This window comes from Antribacter soli, from assembly GCF_021568775.1.
Classification (GTDB): Bacteria; Actinomycetota; Actinomycetes; order Actinomycetales; family Cellulomonadaceae; genus Antribacter; species Antribacter soli.
Window position 1 is genome coordinate 43,297 of sequence record NZ_JAKGSG010000023.1, and the last position, 20,565, is coordinate 63,861.

The following is a 20,565-nucleotide window of genomic DNA, read 5'->3' on the forward strand; positions in this document are numbered from 1 at the left end:
TCGCTGCGCGCGCTCGGTACCCCGGTCGCCCCGCCCGCCGGGGCCCGGCCCGACACCTAGACTTGCCGGGTGCGCCTCCTCTTTGCCGGAACCCCCGACCCCGCCGTCCCGTCCCTGGAAGCGCTGCTCGCGTCCCGCCACGAGGTCGTCGCCGTCCTGACCCGCGCCGACGCCCCGGCCGGCCGCGGCCGACGCCTCACCCCGAGCCCGGTGCGGGCCCGCGCCGAGGAGGCCGGGATCCCGGTCATCACCGACATGCCGCGCGGCGACGAGTTCCTCGCACGCCTGCGCGACCTCGACGTCGACGCGGCGCCCGTCGTCGCCTACGGGCACCTTCTGCGTCCCGCCGTGCTCGCCGTGCCCCGCCTCGGCTGGATCAACCTCCACTTCTCCGTCCTGCCTGCCTGGCGCGGCGCCGCGCCCGTCCAGCGCGCCGTCATCGCCGGCGACGAGGTCACGGGAGCCACCACGTTCCTCCTCGACGAGGGCATGGACACCGGACCCGTGCTCGGAACCGCTACGGAGACCATCCGCCCCCGCGACACCGCGGGCGACCTCCTCGACCGCCTCGCCGTCTCCGGCTCCGAGCTCCTCGTCGCCACGCTCGACGCCCTCGAGGAGGGCAGCCTGCGGCCCCAGCCGCAGCCCGCCGACGGCGCCTCCGTCGCCCCCAAGCTCACCCCCGACGACGCGCAGGTCCGCTGGGACGTCCCCGCCCTCGCCGTCGACCGCCTCGTCCGCGGCTGCACGCCCGCACCGGGGGCGTGGACCACGCTGCCCGACGGCGCTCGGCTCGGTCTCGCCCCCGTCGCACCACGGGCGGACGTCACCGACCTGGCGCCCGGCGAGGTCCGGGCCCTCAAGAAGGAGGTTCTCGTGGGGACCGCCACGCATGCCGTCCAGCTCGGCGACGTCACGCCCGTCGGGAAGCGGCCGATGCCCGCCGCCGACTGGGCCCGCGGCGCCCGCGGCCTGTTCGACGCCGGCCAGGTCCTGCTCGGTGCGGCGGTGTCGGCATGACCGGCGACCACCTGGCCGGGGGCCGCGGACAGGGCCGCCGCGACGACCGCGGCCGCGGCACGTCCGACCCCCGCCGCGACTCCCAGGGCCGCCAGCGCGGCGCCGCGCGCTCCCGGGGCGACAGCGGGCAGACCGCGCTCGCGCCGTCGGAGCGCCGCAAGAGCACCGACCCGGCCCGCCAGGCCGCCTACGACGTCCTGCGCGAGGTCGACGGGTCGGACGCGTACGCCAACCTCGTCCTGCCGCCGCTCCTGCGCGAGCGCGGCCTGCGAGGCCGCGACGCCGCCTTCGCCACGGAGCTCGCCTACGGCACGCTGCGCCTGCGCGGCCGGTACGACGCCGTCCTGTCGCGCTGTGTCGACCGTCCGCTCGACCGGCTCGACCCCGCCGTGCTCGACGTGCTCCGGCTCGGCACGCACCAGCTCCTCGGGATGCGGGTGCCGCAGCACGCCGCCGTGTCGGAGACCGTGGGTCTCGCACGGTCCCGGGTCGGGGCGGGTGCGGCGCAGCTGGTGAACGCCGTGCTTCGTGCCGTGGGGCGCACGACGCTCGACGAGTGGCTCGAGCGCATCGCCGCCGAGGCTCCCGACCCGCTCACGGGCCTCGCCGCCACGGGTTCGCACCCGCTGTGGATCACGCGCGCCCTGCGCGAGTCCCTCGCGGGGAACGGCCGGCCCGCCGACGAGATCGCCGACCTGCTCGACGCCGACAACGCCGCACCCCGCGTGACGCTCGTCGCGCGGCCCGGGTTGGCCGACGTCGATGACGACACCGCGTGGGGCGACGCCGACCTCGTCCCGGGCCGCTGGGCGCCCACCGCGCTCGTGCTCAGCGGGAGCGACCCCTCGGGCGTCCCGGCGGTGCGCTCCGGTCTGGCCGGCGTGCAGGACGAGGGCTCCCAGCTCGTCACGCTCGCCCTCGCAGCGGCGGAGGTCCTGCCGGCCGGGGCTTCGCCGTCGGACCGCGTGCCGGCCGGCGATGACCTGGCCGGGGCATCGCCGTCGGGCAGCGAACGCTGGCTCGACCTCTGTGCCGGGCCCGGCGGGAAGGCCGCCCTGCTGGCCGCGCTGGCCGCGCAGCGCGGTGCGACCCTCGTGGCGAACGAGGTGCAGCCGCACCGGGTTCGTCTCGTGGAGAAGGCGCTGCGTGCGGTGCCGGAGGGTGTCGTGGAGCGGGTGCGCACCGGCGACGGGCGCGACGTCGGCGAGCAGGAGCCGGGGGCGTACGACCGTGTGCTCGTCGACGCGCCCTGTACCGGCCTGGGGGCGCTACGGCGCCGCCCGGAGTCGCGCTGGCGGCGGACCCCGGCGGACCTCGCCGTCCTCACGGGGCTGCAGCGGGAGCTGCTGCTGTCGGCCCTGGACGCGGTGCGTCCTGGGGGAGTGGTGGGGTACGTGACGTGCTCGCCGCACCTGGCCGAGACGCACATGGTGGTCGCGGACGTCCTGCGGCGGCGGTCCGACGTCGAACGGCTCGACACTCCCGCGGTCGTGCGGTCCGTGCTGCGCCCCGGGGCCGTCATCCCCCTGGCCGACCGTCACGACGTCCAGCTCTGGCCGCACGTCCACGGCACGGACGCGATGCACCTGACGCTGCTGCGCCGGCGGTTGTAGGCCTGGTGCGCCAGGTCAGACGCCCGTCGGCGGCCACAGGCCCAGGACTACGGCCATGACCAGGACTGTCACGAGCTCGTGCGCCGCGTTGAGCGTGGTGAGGGCTGGCGGACGCCCTTCGAAAGCGTCGTGGGTGACGAACCGCGCGGCCGTGAAGCCGGCCCACAGCGCCAGCGCGGTGACCAGGGCGGAAGAGAGGAAGGCGCCCTCGTAGAACGTCCACGCGATGTAGGTCGCGCCGGCCAGCACCCACGCCGACACGAAGCTGACGATCACCGTGATGACGATCGGCCACGGCCCGGCGGCGGCCGCCTTCTCCGGGTCGACGCGGGCGAGCCGCATCCACGCCTTGCCGAACACGCGCGGCGTGTACCAGACGGAGCCCACGAGCATCGTGGACGCCGTCGCGACAAGGACCGCCCAGTAATTGATCTCTGGCACCATGAGGGGATCATGGCAGGCCGTGCCGCGCTGGGCACCCCGGACGGGGTCGTGCGTCGGGCGCACCAGCGCCGGCGCTGGACCGGGATTGGCGGATGCACGCGGCTTCACCGCCCTAGGCTGGGCGCATGGCAGCCCTCATCGCCCCGAGCATCCTGTCGGCCGACTTCGCGAACCTCGAGCGCGACCTGCACGCGATCGGCGACGCGGACTACGCGCACGTCGACGTCATGGACTACCACTTCGTGCCGAACCTGACGCTCGGGCTGCCGGTGTTCGAGCGGCTCGCGAAGGTCTCGCCGATCCCGCTCGACGCCCACCTCATGATCGACGAGCCGGACCGCTGGGCCCCCACCTACGCCGAGGCCGGCGCTGCGTCCGTCACGTTCCACGCGGAGGCCGCGACGGCGCCGGTGCGCCTGGCCCGCGAGCTGCGGCGCCTCGGGTCGCGGGCGGGCCTGGCCCTGCGCCCGGCGACGCCGGTCGAGCCGTTCATCGACCTGCTCGCCGAGATCGACATGCTGCTCGTCATGACGGTAGAGCCCGGGTTCGGCGGCCAGTCCTTCATCGACGGCACGCTGCCCAAGATCCGTCGGGCCCGCCAAGCGGTGAGCGAGGCCGGCCTCGACGTGTGGATCCAGGTGGACGGGGGAGTGTCCCGGGAGACCATCGAGCGCGCCGCTGACGCGGGCGCGAACGTCTTCGTCGCCGGCTCCGCGGTCTACGGTGCCGAGGACATCCCGGCGGAGATCGCAGCCCTGCGCGACCTCGCCTCGGGGCACATCCACTGAGGCCGGGCGTGGCCGGGTAGCGCCGGCTGCCCGACGCCGGCCCGGGCTGCGGCGTGAGGTCAGAGGCGTGAGGTCAGAGGCGTGAGGTCAGAAGGGCGGTGGTCCGTCCGGCTCGTCGAGGTCGAGGTCGGTGCCCGGAACCAGGGAGGCAATCGTGGCGGGGGTGAGACGGCCGGTCGTGATCGCGTTCTCGGACGACGACGCGTACCGGCGGCCCGCGGGGGAGGTCCAGGTGAGGGCGCCGTCGCCGGGAGCGCCGGGAGCGCTTGCGGCGCTGCCCGTGGCGCGCACGCCCTGGCCGGTGGTGTTGCCGGTGGTGTCGCCCGTCTGCAGCGTCCACGCGGTCTGGTGCTTGAGGGTGTGGTGCGCGCGGCAGAGGTGTGCGAGGTTGTCGGCGGACGTGCCGCCGCCCGCGCCCCAGTCGGTGGTGTGGTCGAGGTCCGTGCGCAGAGCGGGTCGGCCGCAGCCGGGGAAGCGGCAGGTTACGTCGCGCACGAGCAGCCAGTCGCGCAGGTCGGCGGGGACGGTATAGCTGTCCCGGCCCACAGACAGGACGGCGCCGGTCTCGGGGTGGGTCAGGACGCGCTTGAAGCTGGGGGCGTGGGCGACGAGCGCGCGGGCGGTGTCGGGGTCGAGGGGGATGTGCCCGTCCAGGGTTGCTGGCGCTGACCCGCCCAGGAGGGTCTGGACGGGGACCGTGACATGGACCTTTGGGATGATCCGCCGTGCGATGCGGGCCAAGACCCCCGGCTCGCGGGGATCGGGCGGGCAATCCAGAGCCGGAGGGCCCGCCATGCCCGCGCCGGTGGCGCCACCCGCCGCAGGGTTTGCCGGACGGGTGTCCGAGTCGTCTCCCGTCGCACCGCCCGTTCCGGCAGTGTTCGGCACGCCGACCTGCGTGCCCGTCGTGGACAAGGCTCCGGCCTCGGCCGCGCGGGTGAGCCCGAGGTCGGTGGTGCCGTCGTCGAGGAGCAGGTCTGCCAGGACGTCGGCGCGCAGCTGCGCCAGGGTCCGGGAACCGTCGCCGATCCCGGCGGCCCTGGCCGTCTGGGTGAGGCGGTCGTGGGCGGCGTGCGCGACCTCGGCGGGCAGGAGCGCCGTGAGGGTGGCCATGCCGTCTGGTGCCGGGTCGACCCAGACGCCGCGCTGCTCGACGGCGTCCGCGTGGCGCACCTCGAGGGGCACCGGGTGGGCCAGGTCACGGGCACGCCGCAGACGGCGGGCGAACGTCTCCGGACCCGGCACGGGGGAGGTGGGGGTCGGTGCCAGGACGGTGGCTTCCACCGAGGCGGCGGTCTCCGGCTCCAGGCCCCCAACGACACCGGCCATGAGGTGGGCGTGGCGCGCCGTCACCGTGCCGGCGCACAGCGTGGCCAGGGTGCGCGGCGCGACGTCGGTCAGGACGACGGCGGTGTCCAGGAGCTGCGCGGACGACCGGGGACCGATCGTCAAGGCCTTGGCGATCTCGGTGGTCACGGCTCGGCGAGCCAGCTCCGCGGCGCGGTCGGGGTCCAGCTCACGTACGCGCGGGGTGTCCGTCGCCAGGATCTGGTCCTCCAGGGCGGTGGCCAGGCGGCTCGCCCGGGCGACGGCGAGCATCTGCCGGCCCGCGAGAGCGTTCATCTGCTCCTGCAGCTCGACCGCCTCGGCCACGGCCTCCTGGTAGTCCTCCATGCTCGGCCGGGCCGGGATCGACAGCGCCTCGGCGAAGTATGCCGGGACCACCGCGCGCACCGATTCCGGCCCGAGCCCCGTGGGCTGGGCCGGAGGCGTGGTGTCCGGCGAGGTGGTCATGACACCTATTCTCGCATCCGCCACTGACATCCGATCGAACTGGCGTACGTAATCTGCCGTGAGCGGAGGGGGTGGGCAGCGGCGACGGTCGAGAGGCGGTGCGCCGAAACGACCGACCGACCGTCCGGGCTGGTGGGCAACGGTCTCGGGCGGGTGTGCCGGGATCCTGGAAATAAAATAGTGTGCCAAGCGTCGAGAACGCACCCAAACCGGGCGCGGAACGGCACCACCCAGCAAAGGAAACCAGCCCGACGCCGCCAGGTATCCGGGGGCGGTCCGGCCGTGCCGAGCTCCGATCAGCCCAGGGTGACCTGTGAGACTCGCCACGGTCTTGCCGCAGCGCACCCGCGCTGTGGCATGCTGACGGCCAGCAGTACGCACACACGTGCTCCGGGGTCGGTGTAATTCCGAACCGGCGGTGACAGCCCGCGACCCGCGTCCCTCCTCGGAGGGCCGGTTGATCTGGTGGAACTCCAGAGCCGACGGTGAAAGTCCGGATGGGAGGCAGCACGTGCGGCGTCGGCACCCTTCGGGGTGCGTGACGCCGTTGCGTCGTGTGCGCGGCCGGGCCATTCGTGGACCCGGCTCGCATGACGTCGTCGACCCCCGGAGCACCGACGCTCGGGGAGGACGGCATGACCCAGGCACGGCCCCTGGAGGAAAGCGCCCGCAGCCGCATTCTTGCGGCCGCGATGCGTCGCGCCCTCGTGCTCGCCGCGCAGGGTCCGCCCCACGGCCCGAACCCCCGCGTGGGCTGCGTGATCCTGGCCCCGGACGGCTCGGTCGTCGCCGAGGGCTTCCACCGCGGTGCCGGCACCCTGCACGCGGAGGCCGCGGCTCTTGCGAACGCCCGCGACGTGGACCTTCGCGGCACGACGGCGGTCGTCACCCTGGAGCCGTGCGCTCACCACGGCCGCACCCCGCCGTGCGCGGACGCGCTCCTCGAGGCCGGCGTCGCGGAGGTGCACGTCGCTGTCGTCGACCCGAACCCCACGGCCGCGGGCGGGGCGGCTCGCCTGCGCGACGCCGGGGTCCGCGTCGAGACCGGCCTCCTCGCCGACGCGGGGGAGGAGCTGCTCCGTCCGTGGCTGCACGCCGTCCGTACGGGCCGCCCGTACGTGACGCTCAAGCTCGCGACGAGCCTCGACGGGCGCGTCGCAGCCCCCGACGGCACGAGCCGCTGGATCACCGGTCCGCAGGCGCGGGCCCATGCGCACACCGTGCGCGCGCAGGTCGACGCGATCGCCGTCGGCACGGGGACGGCCCTCGCGGACGACCCCAGCTTGACGGCCCGGGTCCCCGAGGTGGCAGAGGGGCACGACGGCGGAGACGCACACCAGCCGCTCCGGGTCGTCGTCGGCCACCGTGCGCTGCCCGACGACGCCCGCCTGCGCGGCCCCGGCGGCGAGCTGCTGCACCTGGCCACGCACGACCCCGCGGAGGTGCTCGCCGCTCTCGCGGCCCGCGACGTGCGGCACCTGCTCGTCGAGGGCGGTCCGGTGCTGGCCACGGCGTTCCTCACGGCCGGGCTGGTCGACGAGCTCCACGCGTACGTCGCGCCCGTGCTGCTGGGTGCGGGCGCGACCGCCGTCGGCGATCTCGGCATCACGACCATCGGCGACGCAGCACGGTTCGAGACGCACGAGGTCCGCCGGCTGGGCGACGACGTGCTGGTGGTCGCCAGGGCAGCACGCAGGGCGGCTGCCGACGGCACGACGGCGGACGGTGCGGCGGACAATGCGGCGGACAGTGCGGCCCACGCACCTGCGACACGACGGACGAACGAACCCGACGGGATGCCGCACGCGCACCCGACCAAGGAGGATCACTGATGTTCACGGGAATCGTGGAGGAGCTCGGCACGGTCCGGGCGATCGACTTCCCCGACGCCGATGCCGACGGTGCCGACGCCGTCCTGACGGTCGCGGGCCCGCTCGCGACGTCGGACGCCCGGGCGGGAGACTCGATCGCCGTCGACGGCGTGTGCCTCACGGTGACGACCGTCGCGGACGGCGCGTTCACCGCGGAGGTCATGCCGGAGACGCTGCGTCGCACCACGCTCGGCGGTCTTGCGGCCGGTGACTGGGTCAACCTCGAGCGGGCCCTGCCTGTCCACGGCCGCCTCGGCGGGCACGTTGTGCAGGGGCATGTCGACGGCGTCGCGACGCTCGTGCGCCGCACGCCCGGACCGCGCTGGGACGACCTCGATTTCGCCGCACCCGCCGCGCTGACGCGGTATGTCGCGGAGAAGGGCTCGATCGCGCTGAGCGGCGTCTCGCTCACCGTGACGTGGGTCGCGGACGAGGGTTTCGGCGTCTCGCTCATCCCGACGACGCTCGCCGCGACGACCCTCGGCGGCCTCGCGCCGGGCGGAGCCGTCAATGTCGAGGTCGACGTGCTCGCGAAGTACGTGGAGCGGCTGCTGGCGACGAGCAAGGTCGAGACGACGGAGGCCCGGTCGTGACGCGCCCCGGCGAAGGCGCGGTGATGCTGGCCGGCGGAGCCGCGGTCGTGAACGGCGGGTTCGAGGCTCGCCTCGCGACCGTCCCCGAGGCCCTGCTGGAGCTCGCCGCGGGCCGTCCGGTCCTCGTCGCCGACGACGCCGGCCGCGAGGACGAGGTCGACGTGATCCTCGCCGCGAGCGCCGCGACGGCGGAGTGGGTGGCCTGGACGGTGCGGCACACGTCTGGCTACCTGTGCGCACCGTTGCCCGCGGCGCGGGCGGACGCGCTGGGGCTGCCCCTCATGGTGGCGCGCAGCGAGGACCCGCGGGGGACGGCGTACACGGTGTCGGTGGACGCGGCGGTCGGAGTGACGACGGGCATCTCGGCGTCGGACCGGGCGCGGACGCTGCGGGTGCTGGCCGACCCGGCGTCGGGCCCGGAGGACCTGATCCGGCCGGGGCACGTGCTGCCGCTGCGGGCGGTGCCGGGGGGCGTCCTGGAGCGTCCGGGGCACACGGAGGCGGCGGTGGACCTGGTGCGCCTGGCGGGCCTGGGCGAGGTGGGCGCGATCGCGGAGCTGGTCCACGACGACGGCGAGATGGTCCGCCTCCCTGCGGCGCGCGCTCTGGCAGCACGCGAGGGCCTGGTCGTGCTGACGGTGGCGGAGCTCGTCGCCTGGCGTCGGGAGCATGACAACGCCGTCGGCGGGGCAGGGCAGGGCGGAGAGCCTGCGCTGGAGGGCATGGGGGACGAAGGCCCGGTCGCCCGGGTGCAGAGGGTCGCCGAGGCGGCGCTTCCGACGGCGTACGGGGACTTCCGTGCGATCGCGTACCGCGACCTGCGCACCGGGGCCGAGCATCTGGCTCTGGTGCCCCAGGGACCGGCGTCGGATCTGTGGGCCGACCGGACGAGCACCATGGTGCGGGTGCACTCGGAGTGCCTGACGGGCGATGCCTTCGGCTCCCTGCGGTGCGACTGCGGTCCGCAGCTCCAGGCCTCGCTCGCGGCCGTGGCGCAGGACGGCGGCGCGGTGGTGTACCTCCGGGGGCACGAGGGCCGGGGGATCGGGCTGGCGGCGAAGATCGCGGCGTACACCCTGCAGGACGCGGGCCTGGACACGGTCGAGGCGAACGTGGAGCTGGGGCTGCCGGTGGACGCCCGGGAGTACGGCGCCGCCGCGGCGATCCTGGCGGACCTCGGGATCGACCGGGTGACGCTCCTGACGAACAACCCGGCGAAGGTGAGCGGGCTGCGGGAGGCGGCGACGGACGTCGTCGGCGCCGTGCCGCTGCAGGTGGGGTACGGGGTGCACAACCACCGGTACCTGGAGACGAAGCGGACGGTCCTGGGGCACTCCCTGAGCCTTGAGAAGTGGCCTGGCGAAGGCACGAAGAACGACGGCATCTACGAGGAGGCACGAGCATGAGCGGGGCAGGCGCACCGGACATCACGGTGGACGGGACGGGGCTGCGCGTGACGGTGGTCGCGGCGAGCTGGCACGAGCAGGTCATGGACGGTCTGCTGGCCGGGGCGCGGCGGGCGCTGGCGGATTCCGGGGCGCAGTGGACGGAGGTGCGGGTGCCGGGTTCGTTCGAGCTGCCGGTCGCCGCGGCCCGGGCGGTCACCGCGGGGGCCGACGCCGTCGTGGCGCTGGGCGTGGTGATCCGCGGCGGGACGCCGCACTTCGACTATGTCTGCTCGGCTGCGACGACCGGTCTGACGGACGTGAGCGTCCGTACCGGTGTCCCCGTCGGGTTCGGGGTGCTGACGTGCGACGACGAGCAGCAGGCCCTCGACCGGGCCGGGCTCGAGGGCTCGCACGAGGACAAGGGCGCGGAGGCGGTGCAGGCCGCCGTCGCGACGGCGGTCGCCCTGCGGGAGGCCGGGCTGTGACCGACGGCGCGGCGGACAGCGCAGGCGTTACAGCAGGCGCCACAGCCCGCGCCACAGCGGTGGCCCGCCCGTGAGTGCTCGCACAGCGGACACCGGCCGCGCCCGCAGCGTGCCCGACTACCCTGGTGGGGTGAAGACCTTCGACTCCCTGTTCGCCGAGCTGTCCGAGAAGGCCGCGACCCGTCCCGAGGGTTCGGGCACGGTGGCGCAGCTGGACGCGGGGGTCCATGCGATCGGGAAGAAGGTCGTCGAGGAGGCCGCCGAGGTGTGGATGGCCGCCGAGTACCAGAGCGACACGGACACAGCCGAGGAGATCTCCCAGCTCCTCTACCACCTGCAGGTCCTGATGCTGGCGAAGGGCCTGGCCCTCGAGGACGTGTACAAGCATCTGTGAGCGCCGGTGCCGTCCCCGCCCGTGAGGGCGGGGCGGGCACGCTGAGCGCGCTCCGCCGATCGCGTACACCCATCCCGAAGGAGGCACCCAGAGTGCTGCGAATCGCCGTCCCCAACAAGGGCTCTCTGTCGGAGCCCGCCTCCGCGATGCTCCGTGAGGCGGGCTACCGCCAGCGTCGCGACACCCGCGAGCTCGTGCTCGCCGACCCCGAGAACGACGCCGAGTTCTTCTTCCTGCGCCCGCGTGACGTGGCCGTCTACGTCGGCACAGGCACGGTCGACGTGGGCATCACCGGCCGTGACCTGATGCTCGACTCCGGCGCCGCCGCCATGGAGCACCTCTCCCTCGGCTTCGCGCGCTCCACGTTCCGGTTCGCGGCGCCCACCGGCAGCGTCACCGAGGTGGGACAGATCGCCGGGCTGCGCGTCGCGTCGTCGTACACCACGCTCGTGGCCGAGCACCTTGCGAAGCAGGGCGTCGAGCCCGCCGCCATCGTGCACCTCGACGGGGCCGTGGAGTCGTCCGTGCAGCTCGGCGTCGCCGACGTCATCGCGGACGTGGTGGAGACCGGAACGACGCTGCGTGCGGCGGGCCTGGAGGTGTTCGGCGACCCGATCCTGCGGTCCGAGGCCGTGCTGATCCGCCGCGGGGACGCGGAGCCGCCGGCCGGCCTGGAGATCCTGACCCGCCGCCTGCAGGGCGTGAAGACCGCGCGCGAGTACGTGCTCATGGACTACGACGTGCCCGTGGCGCTGGTGGACGCGGCCGTCGCCGTGACGCCCGGGCTCGAGTCCCCGACGGTCTCGCCGCTGCACGACAGGGAGTGGGCGGCCGTGCGCGTCATGGTGCCGCGCAGCCAGACCAACCGCGTCATGGACGCGCTGTACGACGTCGGCGCGCGGGCGATCATCGTGACCTCCATCCACGCGTCACGGATCTGAGGACCTACGCTCCGAAGCAGCAGCGCTGACGCGGCAGACCAGCTGGCGTAGCAGACCAGGAGGGCGCGATGACCGGCCAGGCGGACCGCTCGGAGGTCCCGGCGGAGGACCTCACCCGCTTCCGGACGTTCCGCGGCCGCTGGGCCACGCCCATCGCCTACGGTCTCGCGCTGCTCCTCGCCGGCGGGTCCGCGTTCATCGCGCTGACGGCGCAGGGGCCCGGGTCCGCGAGCGCCGCGAACCGGGTGTCGATCATCGTGTTCGGCCTGCTGTGCGCAGTGATCGCGTGGCGGTTCGGCGCGGTCCGCGCCGTCCCGGACGTCGCAGGCCTGACGGTCGTCAACTATGTCCGACGCCGGAAGCTCGCCTGGGCGGAGATCGTCGCGGTCCGCTTCGGGTACGGCGACCCGTGGGTGCGCCTCGACCTGGCGGACGGTGACGTCCTGGCGGTGATGGGCATCCAGCGGGCCGACGGGGAGCACGGCATGGAAGAGGCCCGGCGCCTCGCCCGGCTCGTGAAGGAGCTGGGCGAGGCGCCGGACCATGAGCTGAGCTAGAGGCTCAGAGGGCCGAGGCTCAGCGTGGCATGACTCAGCGGTGGCGGGCCGTGCGGTCGGCCGAGCGGGCCTCCCAGTGCGCCGGGCCGCGGGCCGAGCGCGGACGCTCGCTGTCGCGGTACCCGCCGCGGTCACCGCGGTCGCCGCGGTCCCCACGAGGGGCACGGTCGGGGGCGCCGCCGTCGACGGCGATGCGCAGGGCGCGGCCGGAGACCCGGGCGCGGGACAGGCGGTCGAGCGTCGCGGCGTCGAGCGGGGCGCTGATGTCGACGAGGGAGAACGTGGCGAAGATGTCGATCTTGCCGACGTCGGACCCGTTCAGGCCGCCCTCGTTCGTCAGGGCGCCGACGATACCGCCGGGGTTGACGCCGTCCGTGTGGCCGACGCTGACCCGGTAGCGGGTGCCCGACGCGGGGCGGCGGATGCCACGTGCCTCACCGTCGCGCGGGGCGCGGTGGGGACGGTCGCCGTACTCGGGACGCTCGCCCCGGCCCGCGACGCGGGTCTCGCGGCGGGCGGTGGCGGCGCGGGCCTCGGCCCGCTCGCGCTCGTACTCCTCCTGCTCCTCGCGCAGGCGAGGGCCGTCGTCGCCGACGAACAGTGCGGCGAGGGCCGCGCCGATGCCGACGGCGTCCTCGACCGTGGGCTCCCCGTCGGTGGCGTGCTCCGCGAGGTAGGCGCGGACCATGTCGGCGTACAGGTCGAGACGGCCGGCCGAGCGGCGGGTCGCGACGGCGTCGAGCATGCGCGCGACCTTGTAGGCCGACACGTCGCGGGGGGAGGGGATCTCCACCTCTTCGAGCTGCACGCGGATGGTGCGCTCGATGGACTTGAGCTTGCCGCGCTCGTGCGGGGTGACGAAGGTCAGCGCCTCGCCGGTGCGGCCGGCACGGCCCGTACGGCCGATGCGGTGCACGTAGGCCTCGGGCTCACCCGGGACGTCGAAGTTCACCACGAGGCCGATGCGCTCCACGTCGAGGCCGCGGGCGGCGACGTCGGTGGCGACGAGGACGTCGAGGGCGCCGGCACGGAGGCGCTCGACGATCTTCTCGCGGTCCTTCTGGGCGACGTCACCGGAGATGGTGGCGGCGGAGATGCCGCGCTCGAGCAGGGCGGAGCCGACCTCCTCGGCAGCGCCGCGGGTGCGGGTGAAGACGATCGCGGCGTCGGCGTCGGACGTCGCCAGGACGCGCGCGAGGGAGCCGACCTTGTGACGGAACGGCACGATGGCGTACGTCTGGCGCACCGACGTGACGGTGGAGGACTGGCGCGCGACGGCGATCTCGACCGGGTTCACCAGGTGGTGGTCTGCCACGCGGCGGATGGCCGGCGGCATCGTCGCGGAGAAGAGGGCGACCTGGCGGCGGGCCGGGGCCTTGCCGAAGATCTCCTCGACGTCCTCCGCGAAGCCCATGCGGAGCATCTCGTCGGCCTCGTCCAGGACGAGGAAGCGGATGTCGTCGAGGACCAGGGCGCCTCGCTCGATGTGGTCCTTGATGCGGCCGGGGGTGCCGACCACGACCTGCACGCCCTCACGCAGGGCGCGCTGCTGCGGGATGTAGGGGGAGCCGCCGTAGACGGGCAGCACCCGGACGCCCGGCAGGTGCGAGGCGAACGTCTCGATCGCCTCGGCGACCTGCATCGCGAGCTCGCGCGTCGGGGTCAGGACGAGCGCCTGCACCTGGCGCAGGCTCGGGTCGATCGCGGCGAGCAGCGGCAGGCCGAACGCGGCGGTCTTGCCGGTGCCGGTCTGCGCGACGCCGGTGATGTCACGCCCGCCGAGCAGGGCGGGGATCGCCTCCGCCTGGATGGCGGACGGCGTCTCGAAGCCGAGGTCGGAGACCGCGGCCTGCAGCGGAGCCGGCAGGGCGAGGTCGGCGAAGGAGGTCGCGGGCACGACGGGGGCAGAGCTGATGCTGGACATGCGGTATGAACACCGTTCGTCGGAGGTGAGGGAGTCCGAGCGGGACGCCCGTCACGGACGCCGGCCTGGTCGACTCTCCCGAACACACCTGCCCCGCTGCTACTTGCTGCGGGCTTGTCTCGCACATACACGCGGGAAGACGACGAACTCCAAGGTGCGCCCATCCTACGGCCGCGAGCCCCCGTGGCCCAGCGGGTTCTTGCGTGATGTGCGGCACGCCGGGGATGGCGGTGTGCAGGTTCCGTGTGCAGGTAGGCACTTCGCCTGGCGCGCCGTGCGGATCTGCAAGGGGCGCGCCGTAATATGGCGCGCACGGAAGACGTCGGTCGTGAGGCGGTGTGCGTGTCCACAGGGCAGGAGATCAGCTCCCGGGTCCTGACCGTGCCCAACGCGATCAGCCTGGTGCGCCTGGCGCTGGTGCCGGTGTTCGCCGTGCTCATCGTGGCGGGGCACGACGTGTGGGCGCTCGTGGTGCTCGCCGTGTCCGGCGCGACGGACTGGCTCGACGGGGTGCTGGCGCGGAGCCTGAACCAGGTGAGCCGGCTGGGCCAGACGCTCGACCCGCTGGCCGACCGTCTGTTCATCTTCGTGACGCTGCTCGGCCTGGCATGGCGCGAGGTGGTGCCGGTGTGGCTCGTGGCCGCGATCCTGGCGCGGGACCTGATGCTGGCCTTCCTGGTCCCCGTGCTGGCGCGGCACGGCTACGGCACCCTCTCGGTGAGCCTCGTGGGCAAGGCGGGGACCTTCGCCCTGCTGTACGCGTTCCCCCTGCTGCTCCTGGCGGAGATGCCGGGCTGGATCGGCGCCGTGGCGCACGTGGTGGGCTGGGCGTTCACCTGGTGGGGCGTGGGCCTGTACTGGCTGGCCGGCCTGCAGTACGTCGCCCAGACGCGGCGGCTGGCGGCCGCGGGGTGACGGGCATGAGCAGCGTGACGCCGCCGCGGCAGGGCCGTCCCGACGCCTCCATGACGCTCCTGATCGAGGCGATGGAGCGACCGCTCGACCCCGGGTACGCGCAGGCCGCGGCCCGGCGCGCGGCGGCCGGCGGGGCGGAGACCCGCGGCACCGCGAGCCTCGTCGTGATCCTGCTCGTCGGCGTCCTCCTCGGGGTCGTCACGGTCACCGCGGCCCGGCAGCTGCGAGCCCCGCAGTCCGACGTCGCCGAGGCCCGCGACCTGCTCGTGGAGCAGATCACGGAGCGCAGCACCGCCGTCGACCAGCTGATGCGCCGCTCCGTCGTGCTCGGCCTGGAGATCGACGCCCTCCAGCAGGCGGAGGGCGTGCCCGAGGAGGTCCGCGAGGCGGCCCGGCTGGACCGCCTCGCGAACGGCGCGGTCCCCGTGACGGGTCCCGGCATGGTCGTCTCGCTGACCGACGGCGGCGGCGGGCTCGTCGACCCGGAGGACATCGACCCTGAGTCGCGGGTACGCGACTCGGACGTGCAGACCGTCGTGAACGCCCTGTGGGCCGCGGGCGCGGAGGCGATCGCCGTCAACGGGGAGCGCCTGACCGCGCTCTCCGCGATCCGCAACGCGGGCGACGCGATCCTCGTCGATCTGCAGCCCCTCAACGGGCCGACCTACAGCGTGGAAGCGATCGGCGACCGGGAAACCCTGCAGGTGGAGTTCGCCCGATCGGCGGCGCCTGCCTACCTGCAGATGCTGGGCGCCACGTTCGGCATCCAGCAGAGCATCGTTCCGCAGAGCAGCATCACGCTCGACGGTGCGGGCTCGCAGACGCTGCGCATCGCGCGGGCGGTCCGGAGCACCGTCCCGAGTCCGAGCGCCGTGGCACCAAGCCCACTGCTGAGCGCCATCACGCCGGCACCGGAGGAGAATCAGGGATGATCGCAGTCGTCGGCCTCGTCATCGGGGTGGTCGCAGGGCTGGTGCTGCAGCCGACCGTGCCGGTGGTGCTGCAGCCCTACCTGCCGATCGCGGTGGTCGCCGCGCTCGACGCCCTCTTCGGTGGCTTGCGCGCCATGCTCGACGGCTTGTTCGACGACAAGGTGTTCCTCGTGTCGTTCCTGTCGAACGTGATCGTCGCCGGTTTCATCGTGTTCCTCGGCGACCAGCTCGGTGTCGGCAGCCAGCTCTCCACCGCCGTCGTGGTCGTGCTCGGCATCCGCATCTTCTCCAACGTGGCGTCGATCCGCCGCCACATCTTCAAGGCGTGATGACCCTCGCGGGAGGGCCGTCTCGGCGGCCTGCCTGCGGGAATGGGCTCTGACCTGCGGGAACGCTCCATGGGGGGCAGTGCGCGTCGTCCAGGCCGCGGCTCCGGGCTCGATGCCGGGACTCCCGCCGCCGCGAGAGCGTGCGATGACTTCCGAGCGGCCGGCCGGTCGGACACGGTATGGACCACGACGCCGCGGGTGGTTCGCAGCGCCGCGTCCAGGAGGCGATCGACTGCTTGCTTTCCGCCCGACGCCGAGGAGCACGATTGTGAACGACCCGGAGACCACACTCGACACCCGGTTCAGCGCCCCCGACGCAGAGCCGACCACGTGGCAGGCGACCCAGGCGGTGCTCGAGAACGCCCAGATCACCTGGTTGACCACCGTGCGTGCCGACGGCCGACCGCACGTCACCCCCCTCGTCGCCGTCTGGCTCGACGGGGCACTGCACTTCACCACGGGGCCGGAGGAGCAGAAGGCGGTCAACCTCGCGGCCAACCCGAACGTCGTCCTGACCACGGGCAGCGACACCTGGGACGAGGGTCTGGACGTCGTGGTCGAGGGCGAGGCCAGGAGGGTCACCGCCCGGGAGGCGCTGGAGCGGCTCGCTGCGGCGTGGCGCACCAAGTGGGACGGTCAGTGGCAGTACGAGGTCGGCGACGGCGCCTTCCGCAACGACATCGGCGGGCCTGCGCTCGTGTTCGCCGTGGATCCGGCCAAGGTGCTGGCCTTCGGCAAGGGCAGGTTCAGCCAGACCCGCCACGTGCCGCGGTAGTTGCAGGGGCCGGACCAGCCGGTGCGGGCGAGCACGTCCGCGCTGCGGTCGACAGGTGCGAGACCGAGGTGCCAGCGCGTGCCGCGGCTGGCGAGGATCTCTTCGACGTGCCACCGCGCCGTTGCGTCGGGGTCCTCGACCGAAGAACCAGCGGCGGCGAGTCCCGGCCAGGGGCTGTCATGCGGTAGCCGTCGTCCCCCTCCTCGTCATCGTCCTCGTCCCCGCTCGGCTCATTGATCCCGTCCCACAGGCCGGCGAGCGTGTTGTCGGCGTCGTGCCGGTCGATGGCTTCGGGCGGTCTGGGGAGCATCCAGTAGTCCGCGAGGGAGTCGTCGGACTCGGCGCCGATCAGGATCGGCCAGAGACCAGTCCGCCGACGCTGATCCCACAGAGACGACCAGGCGGCAGTGGTTGCCGCGCTTGCCGGCTTCTTACGAGCCCGGCCCGTCGGCCGCCACGGCCAGCGAGTCGAGCATGCGCGCCATGCCGAACTCCCAGGCGTGGGCGGGACTGGAGGGTGCGTTCATCGCCTCGCCGGCGGCGCTGCCGACCCGCTGGGCGAGCGTGTGCGTGTCCCCGAGGTATTCCGCGAGTCGCTCGGCCCACCGCGCCCAGGTCTGCGGCATCTCGGCAGCCCGAGGGCGAGGCCGCTGCGCCCGGGCGGCGGCGCGGGCGAAGTCGAGCACGAAGGTGAGTGCGGCGTCGCGGGCGACGTCGTCCAGGAGTAGCGGGTCCAGCGCGTGCAGCTCGTGGTCGTACTTCGCGATGGCGCCGGGACCGAACGCCGTTCGATCGTCGTCGACCTCCAGCAGCCATGGGTGGTGGAGGTGGAGGGCGAGGTTCGCTTCGGCGACCCGGCGCACGCGGGTGCGCCAGTGGGCGTTCCCGTGGGCGGGCAGCGGCATCCGCGCGTACGTGGCGTCGGCCATCAGGACGAGTAGGTCGTCGCGGCTGTTCACGTGTGTGTAGACGGACATCGCCGATACGCCGAGGGACTCGCCGAGGCGCCGGACCGTGACGGCGGCGAGGCCTTCGGCGTCGGCCAGCGTGACGGCGGCATCGACCACGGCGCCCGTCGTGACGCGCGACCGGGGCCCGCGCGCGCCGCCCTGTGGGGCGGCCGGGTGGTCGCGCCAGAGCAGGTCGATCAGCTCGCGAGGCATGGGTCTCCGGAGTCAGGATGGCGGGCCGGGAACATTCTTCAACGATCTTACGTTGTACGCCGTACAAGGTTCTGATCATTGAGGAGTCAGCTTGAAAGTGACCGCTACGGCACTGTCCCTCAACGTGCCCGACGTCGCCGCGTCGGCCGAGTTCGCCAAGCAGCACCTCGGGTTCACCGAGGCCATGTCCGACGACGGTTTCGTGTCCCTCGAGCACCCGACGGCCGGCGTCAACGTCATCTTCCTGCGGGTCGGTCTGGGGACCTTCAAGCCCGCGCGCATCGCGGGCCCGGCGGGCCAGGGGATGCTCATCGCGTTCGTCGTGGACGACCTCGACACCGAGTTCGCCCGCATCTCCGCCGCAGGAGCGGAAGTCGTCACGCCGCCCGAGACCGAGCCCTGGGGCGAGCGCTACTGCCAGTTCGCCGACCCCAGCGGGATCGTGTGGCAGCTCGTCCAGTGGGTCTGATCCCGACCTCGAAGAGGGAAAGGCGGCACCCGGGGAGCGCCATGTGGACCGGTGTCGCCCACCCGTGAGCCCAGCCGGACCACCGGCTCACCCGCATCCCGATCGGCGGGCCGTCCGGCTGGTGCTCGCGATACTGCGGGTACCGCGCGGCGAGCGCGTTCAGCGCTGCCGCGCGGGGCTCGCCGTCGTGCTCGACGACGGCGACGCCGTCGGCCCGCACCCACCAGAGGCGGGCCCAGTCGTCGTCGTACCGGTCCGCGAGGAGTGCGGCCCGCGCGTTCTCCGCGAGGTTGACTCGAACCGGCGAAACGCCCTCAACTCGCCACCTCGAACGATGCAAAACGATTAGGTCACTCCCTGAGGCTTGACTCGAACGGTGCGCGCGCTACCGTAAACCGGACATTATATCGTTTCATAGGAGCCAGATCGGAGTCTCAGCGACGAGGCGACCAGCCCTTCTGCGGGGCCCAGGCCGGAGGAGTGCGGCGCACTCTGATCCGGCGAATCGAGACCGGTCGCTGGGAGCCGACGGACTCCGAATATCCCGATCGAAGGAGCCTGCCTTGCGCTCTCCCTCCTCCCGGCGGTGGAATCGCTGGCGATGGATTGCTGCCTCTCTCGGCGCGATCCTCGTCGCGGCGGTTCTGCCCGGATTCACCTCCACGGCCACGGCGGCCGTCAACCCCGGCACCTGGTACGTGATCGCCAACGAGCACTCCGGGCTCGCGGTCGACATCGAGGGCCGTTCGACGGCGAACGGGGCCCAAGCGCTGCTGTGGAGCCGCACCGATGCGGCCAACCAGCAGTTCCGATTCGTCGACGCCGGAGGCGGGTACTACCGCATCGAAGCCCGGCACAGCGGTCAGGTGCTCGATGTCAACGCGAAGAGCACCGCGAACGGCGCCGACATCGTCCAGTGGCCGAGCAACGGCGGCACCAACCAGCAGTGGCAGCTCAACGAGCAGTCCGATGGCTCCTACGAGATCGTCAACCGCAACTCCGGCAAGGCCCTCGACAACTGGGAATGGTCGACCGAGCCGGGCAGCCGCGTCTCGCAGTACGACCGCAACGGCTCGGCCGTGCAGCGCTGGCGGCTGATCCCCCTCGGCGCAGACGGCGGCGGTCAGACCGGTGACGGCTCGGTCGTGGACCGGAACCTCCAGTATTACGGCCGCTGGGCCGCCGACGGCTCCTGGCGCACCATGGGCTGGGCCGGCGGCTACGTCGAGGCTGCCTTCACCGGCTCCACGATCGGCGTCCGGCTGCGGAGCACCATCGACCTGTACTACTCGGTCGACGGCGCGCCCGAGCAATGGAGGCGGAGCGCCTCGGGGAACATCACCATCGCCTCGGGCCTCGGCGCCGGCACCCACACCATCCGCATCGGGTTCCGCGAGCGGGCCGGGTCTTACACCGGTGACCCGGCGTTCGCCGGGTTCATCATGGCCTCGGGCGGCTCGACGACGTCGATCGCACGCCCGGCGAACTTCATCGAGTTCATCGGCGACTCGATCACCGTGGGCCAGCCCAACGGGAACCGGCCCTTCACGGCCTACCCGTACCTGGTCGGCGAGGCCCTCGGCGCCGGCCACACGCAGGTCGCCCAGGGTGGGGCCTGCCTGGTCAGCACCTCGGACGGCTGCTACGGGATGATGGACTGGTTCCGCCGCTCGTCGGCCTGGGTGAGCCAGGACGACTGGAGCTTCTCGACGTACCAGGCCACCGCCGTCGTGATCAACCTGGGCACCAACGACGTCGGGCACGGTGTCTCCACCACCGACTTCCAGCGGAACTACGTCGTGATGCTGGAGCGCGTGCGCCAGGCCTACCCGAACGCCGAGATCTTCGCGATGGGTGTCTTCAGGAACCGGTACGTGACCGAGACGCGGAACGCGGTCCAGGCGCGCGTCGCCGCCGGGGACACCCGGGTCCACTTCGTCGACACGAGCGGCTGGGTCGACCCGGCAACTGACACCAGCGACAACGTCCACCCGACCGACGCCGGACATCAGAAGATCGCCAACCTGCTGACTCCGATCATCGACCGATACATCTAGTACAGAGCGCGATTCCTCCTGGTGGGGCGCGGCGATGGCGCCGAGGCCCACCACCCCACACCGGGAGCACAGATGCGCCCACCCCCAAACCCAGGGCGACCAGGCCCCGCCCA

Annotated in this window: 20 protein-coding genes and 1 riboswitch; of the genes, 16 read left to right on the forward strand and 4 right to left on the reverse strand. The window is 73.3% G+C overall.

Translation table 11 applies throughout. The features are described from left to right. Positions 1 to 69 precede the first annotated feature (69 nt). Positions 70 to 1,020 carry a methionyl-tRNA formyltransferase gene (gene fmt, locus L1785_RS07205; protein WP_236088533.1) on the forward strand — a complete coding sequence of 317 codons (951 nt, stop codon included), beginning with the start codon at positions 70 to 72 and terminating at the stop codon, positions 1,018 to 1,020. Beyond that, entirely contained in the window at positions 1,017 to 2,633 is a 1,617-nt protein-coding gene (locus tag L1785_RS07210; protein WP_236088534.1) for an RsmB/NOP family class I SAM-dependent RNA methyltransferase, read from the forward strand. The genes fmt and L1785_RS07210 overlap by 4 nt, the downstream gene beginning before the upstream one ends. A gap of 15 nt (positions 2,634 to 2,648) precedes the next feature. Here the strand turns inward: L1785_RS07210 and L1785_RS07215 are convergent, their stop codons facing one another. After that, positions 2,649 to 3,077, reverse strand: a complete 429-nt coding sequence (locus tag L1785_RS07215; RefSeq protein WP_236088535.1) for a DUF1761 domain-containing protein — start codon at positions 3,075 to 3,077, stop codon at positions 2,649 to 2,651. Between the two features lie 125 nt (positions 3,078 to 3,202). Here L1785_RS07215 and rpe point away from each other — a divergent pair, with 125 nt between their 5' ends. Then, positions 3,203 to 3,865, forward strand: a complete 663-nt coding sequence (gene rpe, locus L1785_RS07220) for a ribulose-phosphate 3-epimerase (protein WP_236088536.1) — start codon at positions 3,203 to 3,205, stop codon at positions 3,863 to 3,865. Positions 3,866 to 3,952: 87 nt separating this feature from the next. On the opposite strand, the gene L1785_RS07225 is transcribed toward rpe, so the two are convergent. Continuing rightward, entirely contained in the window at positions 3,953 to 5,659 is a 1,707-nt protein-coding gene (locus L1785_RS07225) for an HNH endonuclease signature motif containing protein (protein ID WP_236088537.1), read from the reverse strand. 381 nt (positions 5,660 to 6,040) lie between these two features. After that, positions 6,041 to 6,174, forward strand: a riboswitch (FMN riboswitch). Positions 6,175 to 6,294: 120 nt separating this feature from the next. On the opposite strand from L1785_RS07225, the gene ribD reads away from it, so the two are divergent. The 7 genes from ribD (at position 6,295) to L1785_RS07260 (ending at position 11,888) form a co-directional block, all read left to right on the forward strand. After that, complete coding sequence (ribD, locus tag L1785_RS07230) at positions 6,295 to 7,491, forward strand: bifunctional diaminohydroxyphosphoribosylaminopyrimidine deaminase/5-amino-6-(5-phosphoribosylamino)uracil reductase RibD (RefSeq protein ID WP_236088538.1); 1,197 nt, start codon at positions 6,295 to 6,297, stop codon at positions 7,489 to 7,491. After that, complete coding sequence (locus L1785_RS07235; RefSeq protein WP_236088539.1) at positions 7,491 to 8,123, forward strand: riboflavin synthase; 633 nt, start codon at positions 7,491 to 7,493, stop codon at positions 8,121 to 8,123. The genes ribD and L1785_RS07235 overlap by 1 nt, the downstream gene beginning before the upstream one ends. Positions 8,124 to 8,146: 23 nt before the next feature. Further along, positions 8,147 to 9,529: a GTP cyclohydrolase II gene (ribA, locus tag L1785_RS07240; RefSeq protein ID WP_236088556.1), complete on the forward strand. Its 1,383-nt coding sequence runs from the start codon at positions 8,147 to 8,149 to the stop codon at positions 9,527 to 9,529. Beyond that, a complete protein-coding gene (gene ribH / locus L1785_RS07245; protein ID WP_236088540.1) occupies positions 9,526 to 9,996 on the forward strand; it encodes a 6,7-dimethyl-8-ribityllumazine synthase in 471 nt (156 codons plus the stop codon). Before ribA ends, ribH begins: the two co-directional genes overlap by 4 nt. Positions 9,997 to 10,126: 130 nt before the next feature. After that, the gene (locus tag L1785_RS07250) at positions 10,127 to 10,390 is read left to right on the forward strand and encodes a phosphoribosyl-ATP diphosphatase (RefSeq protein ID WP_236088541.1); all 264 of its coding nucleotides are present in this window, start codon (positions 10,127 to 10,129) and stop codon (positions 10,388 to 10,390) included. Positions 10,391 to 10,482: 92 nt separating this feature from the next. Then, on the forward strand, positions 10,483 to 11,331 hold the full coding sequence (hisG, locus tag L1785_RS07255) for an ATP phosphoribosyltransferase (RefSeq protein ID WP_236088542.1): 849 nt from the start codon (positions 10,483 to 10,485) through the stop codon (positions 11,329 to 11,331). Positions 11,332 to 11,399: 68 nt separating this feature from the next. Beyond that, a complete protein-coding gene (locus tag L1785_RS07260) occupies positions 11,400 to 11,888 on the forward strand; it encodes a PH domain-containing protein (protein ID WP_236088543.1) in 489 nt (162 codons plus the stop codon). Positions 11,889 to 11,922: 34 nt separating this feature from the next. Here the strand turns inward: L1785_RS07260 and L1785_RS07265 are convergent, their stop codons facing one another. Then, positions 11,923 to 13,812 carry a DEAD/DEAH box helicase gene (locus tag L1785_RS07265; protein ID WP_236088544.1) on the reverse strand — a complete coding sequence of 630 codons (1,890 nt, stop codon included), beginning with the start codon at positions 13,810 to 13,812 and terminating at the stop codon, positions 11,923 to 11,925. A 342-nt stretch (positions 13,813 to 14,154) separates the two neighbouring features. Between L1785_RS07265 and clsA the strand changes: the two genes are divergently transcribed. From clsA to L1785_RS07285, 4 genes are all read left to right on the forward strand, one after another. Next, entirely contained in the window at positions 14,155 to 14,727 is a 573-nt protein-coding gene (gene clsA / locus L1785_RS07270; RefSeq protein WP_236088545.1) for a cardiolipin synthase ClsA, read from the forward strand. Positions 14,728 to 14,732: 5 nt separating this feature from the next. Beyond that, a complete protein-coding gene (locus L1785_RS07275) occupies positions 14,733 to 15,659 on the forward strand; it encodes a DUF881 domain-containing protein (RefSeq protein WP_236088546.1) in 927 nt (308 codons plus the stop codon). Next, the gene (locus L1785_RS07280; protein ID WP_236088547.1) at positions 15,656 to 15,988 is read left to right on the forward strand and encodes a small basic family protein; all 333 of its coding nucleotides are present in this window, start codon (positions 15,656 to 15,658) and stop codon (positions 15,986 to 15,988) included. The genes L1785_RS07275 and L1785_RS07280 overlap by 4 nt, the downstream gene beginning before the upstream one ends. A 268-nt stretch (positions 15,989 to 16,256) precedes the next feature. After that, positions 16,257 to 16,763, forward strand: a complete 507-nt coding sequence (locus tag L1785_RS07285; RefSeq protein ID WP_236088548.1) for a pyridoxamine 5'-phosphate oxidase family protein — start codon at positions 16,257 to 16,259, stop codon at positions 16,761 to 16,763. Between the two features lie 431 nt (positions 16,764 to 17,194). Here L1785_RS07285 and L1785_RS07290 read toward each other — a convergent pair whose 3' ends face one another. Beyond that, positions 17,195 to 17,926, reverse strand: coding sequence for a TetR/AcrR family transcriptional regulator (locus L1785_RS07290; protein ID WP_236088549.1), 732 nt, complete (start codon positions 17,924 to 17,926; stop codon positions 17,195 to 17,197). Positions 17,927 to 18,023: 97 nt separating this feature from the next. On the opposite strand from L1785_RS07290, the gene L1785_RS07295 reads away from it, so the two are divergent. Together L1785_RS07295 and L1785_RS07300 are read left to right on the forward strand one after the other, a co-directional pair. After that, positions 18,024 to 18,395, forward strand: a complete 372-nt coding sequence (locus L1785_RS07295; protein WP_236088550.1) for a VOC family protein — start codon at positions 18,024 to 18,026, stop codon at positions 18,393 to 18,395. 563 nt (positions 18,396 to 18,958) lie between these two features. Beyond that, the gene (locus L1785_RS07300) at positions 18,959 to 20,452 is read left to right on the forward strand and encodes an RICIN domain-containing protein (RefSeq protein WP_236088551.1); all 1,494 of its coding nucleotides are present in this window, start codon (positions 18,959 to 18,961) and stop codon (positions 20,450 to 20,452) included. The last annotated feature ends 113 nt before the right edge of the window (positions 20,453 to 20,565 follow it).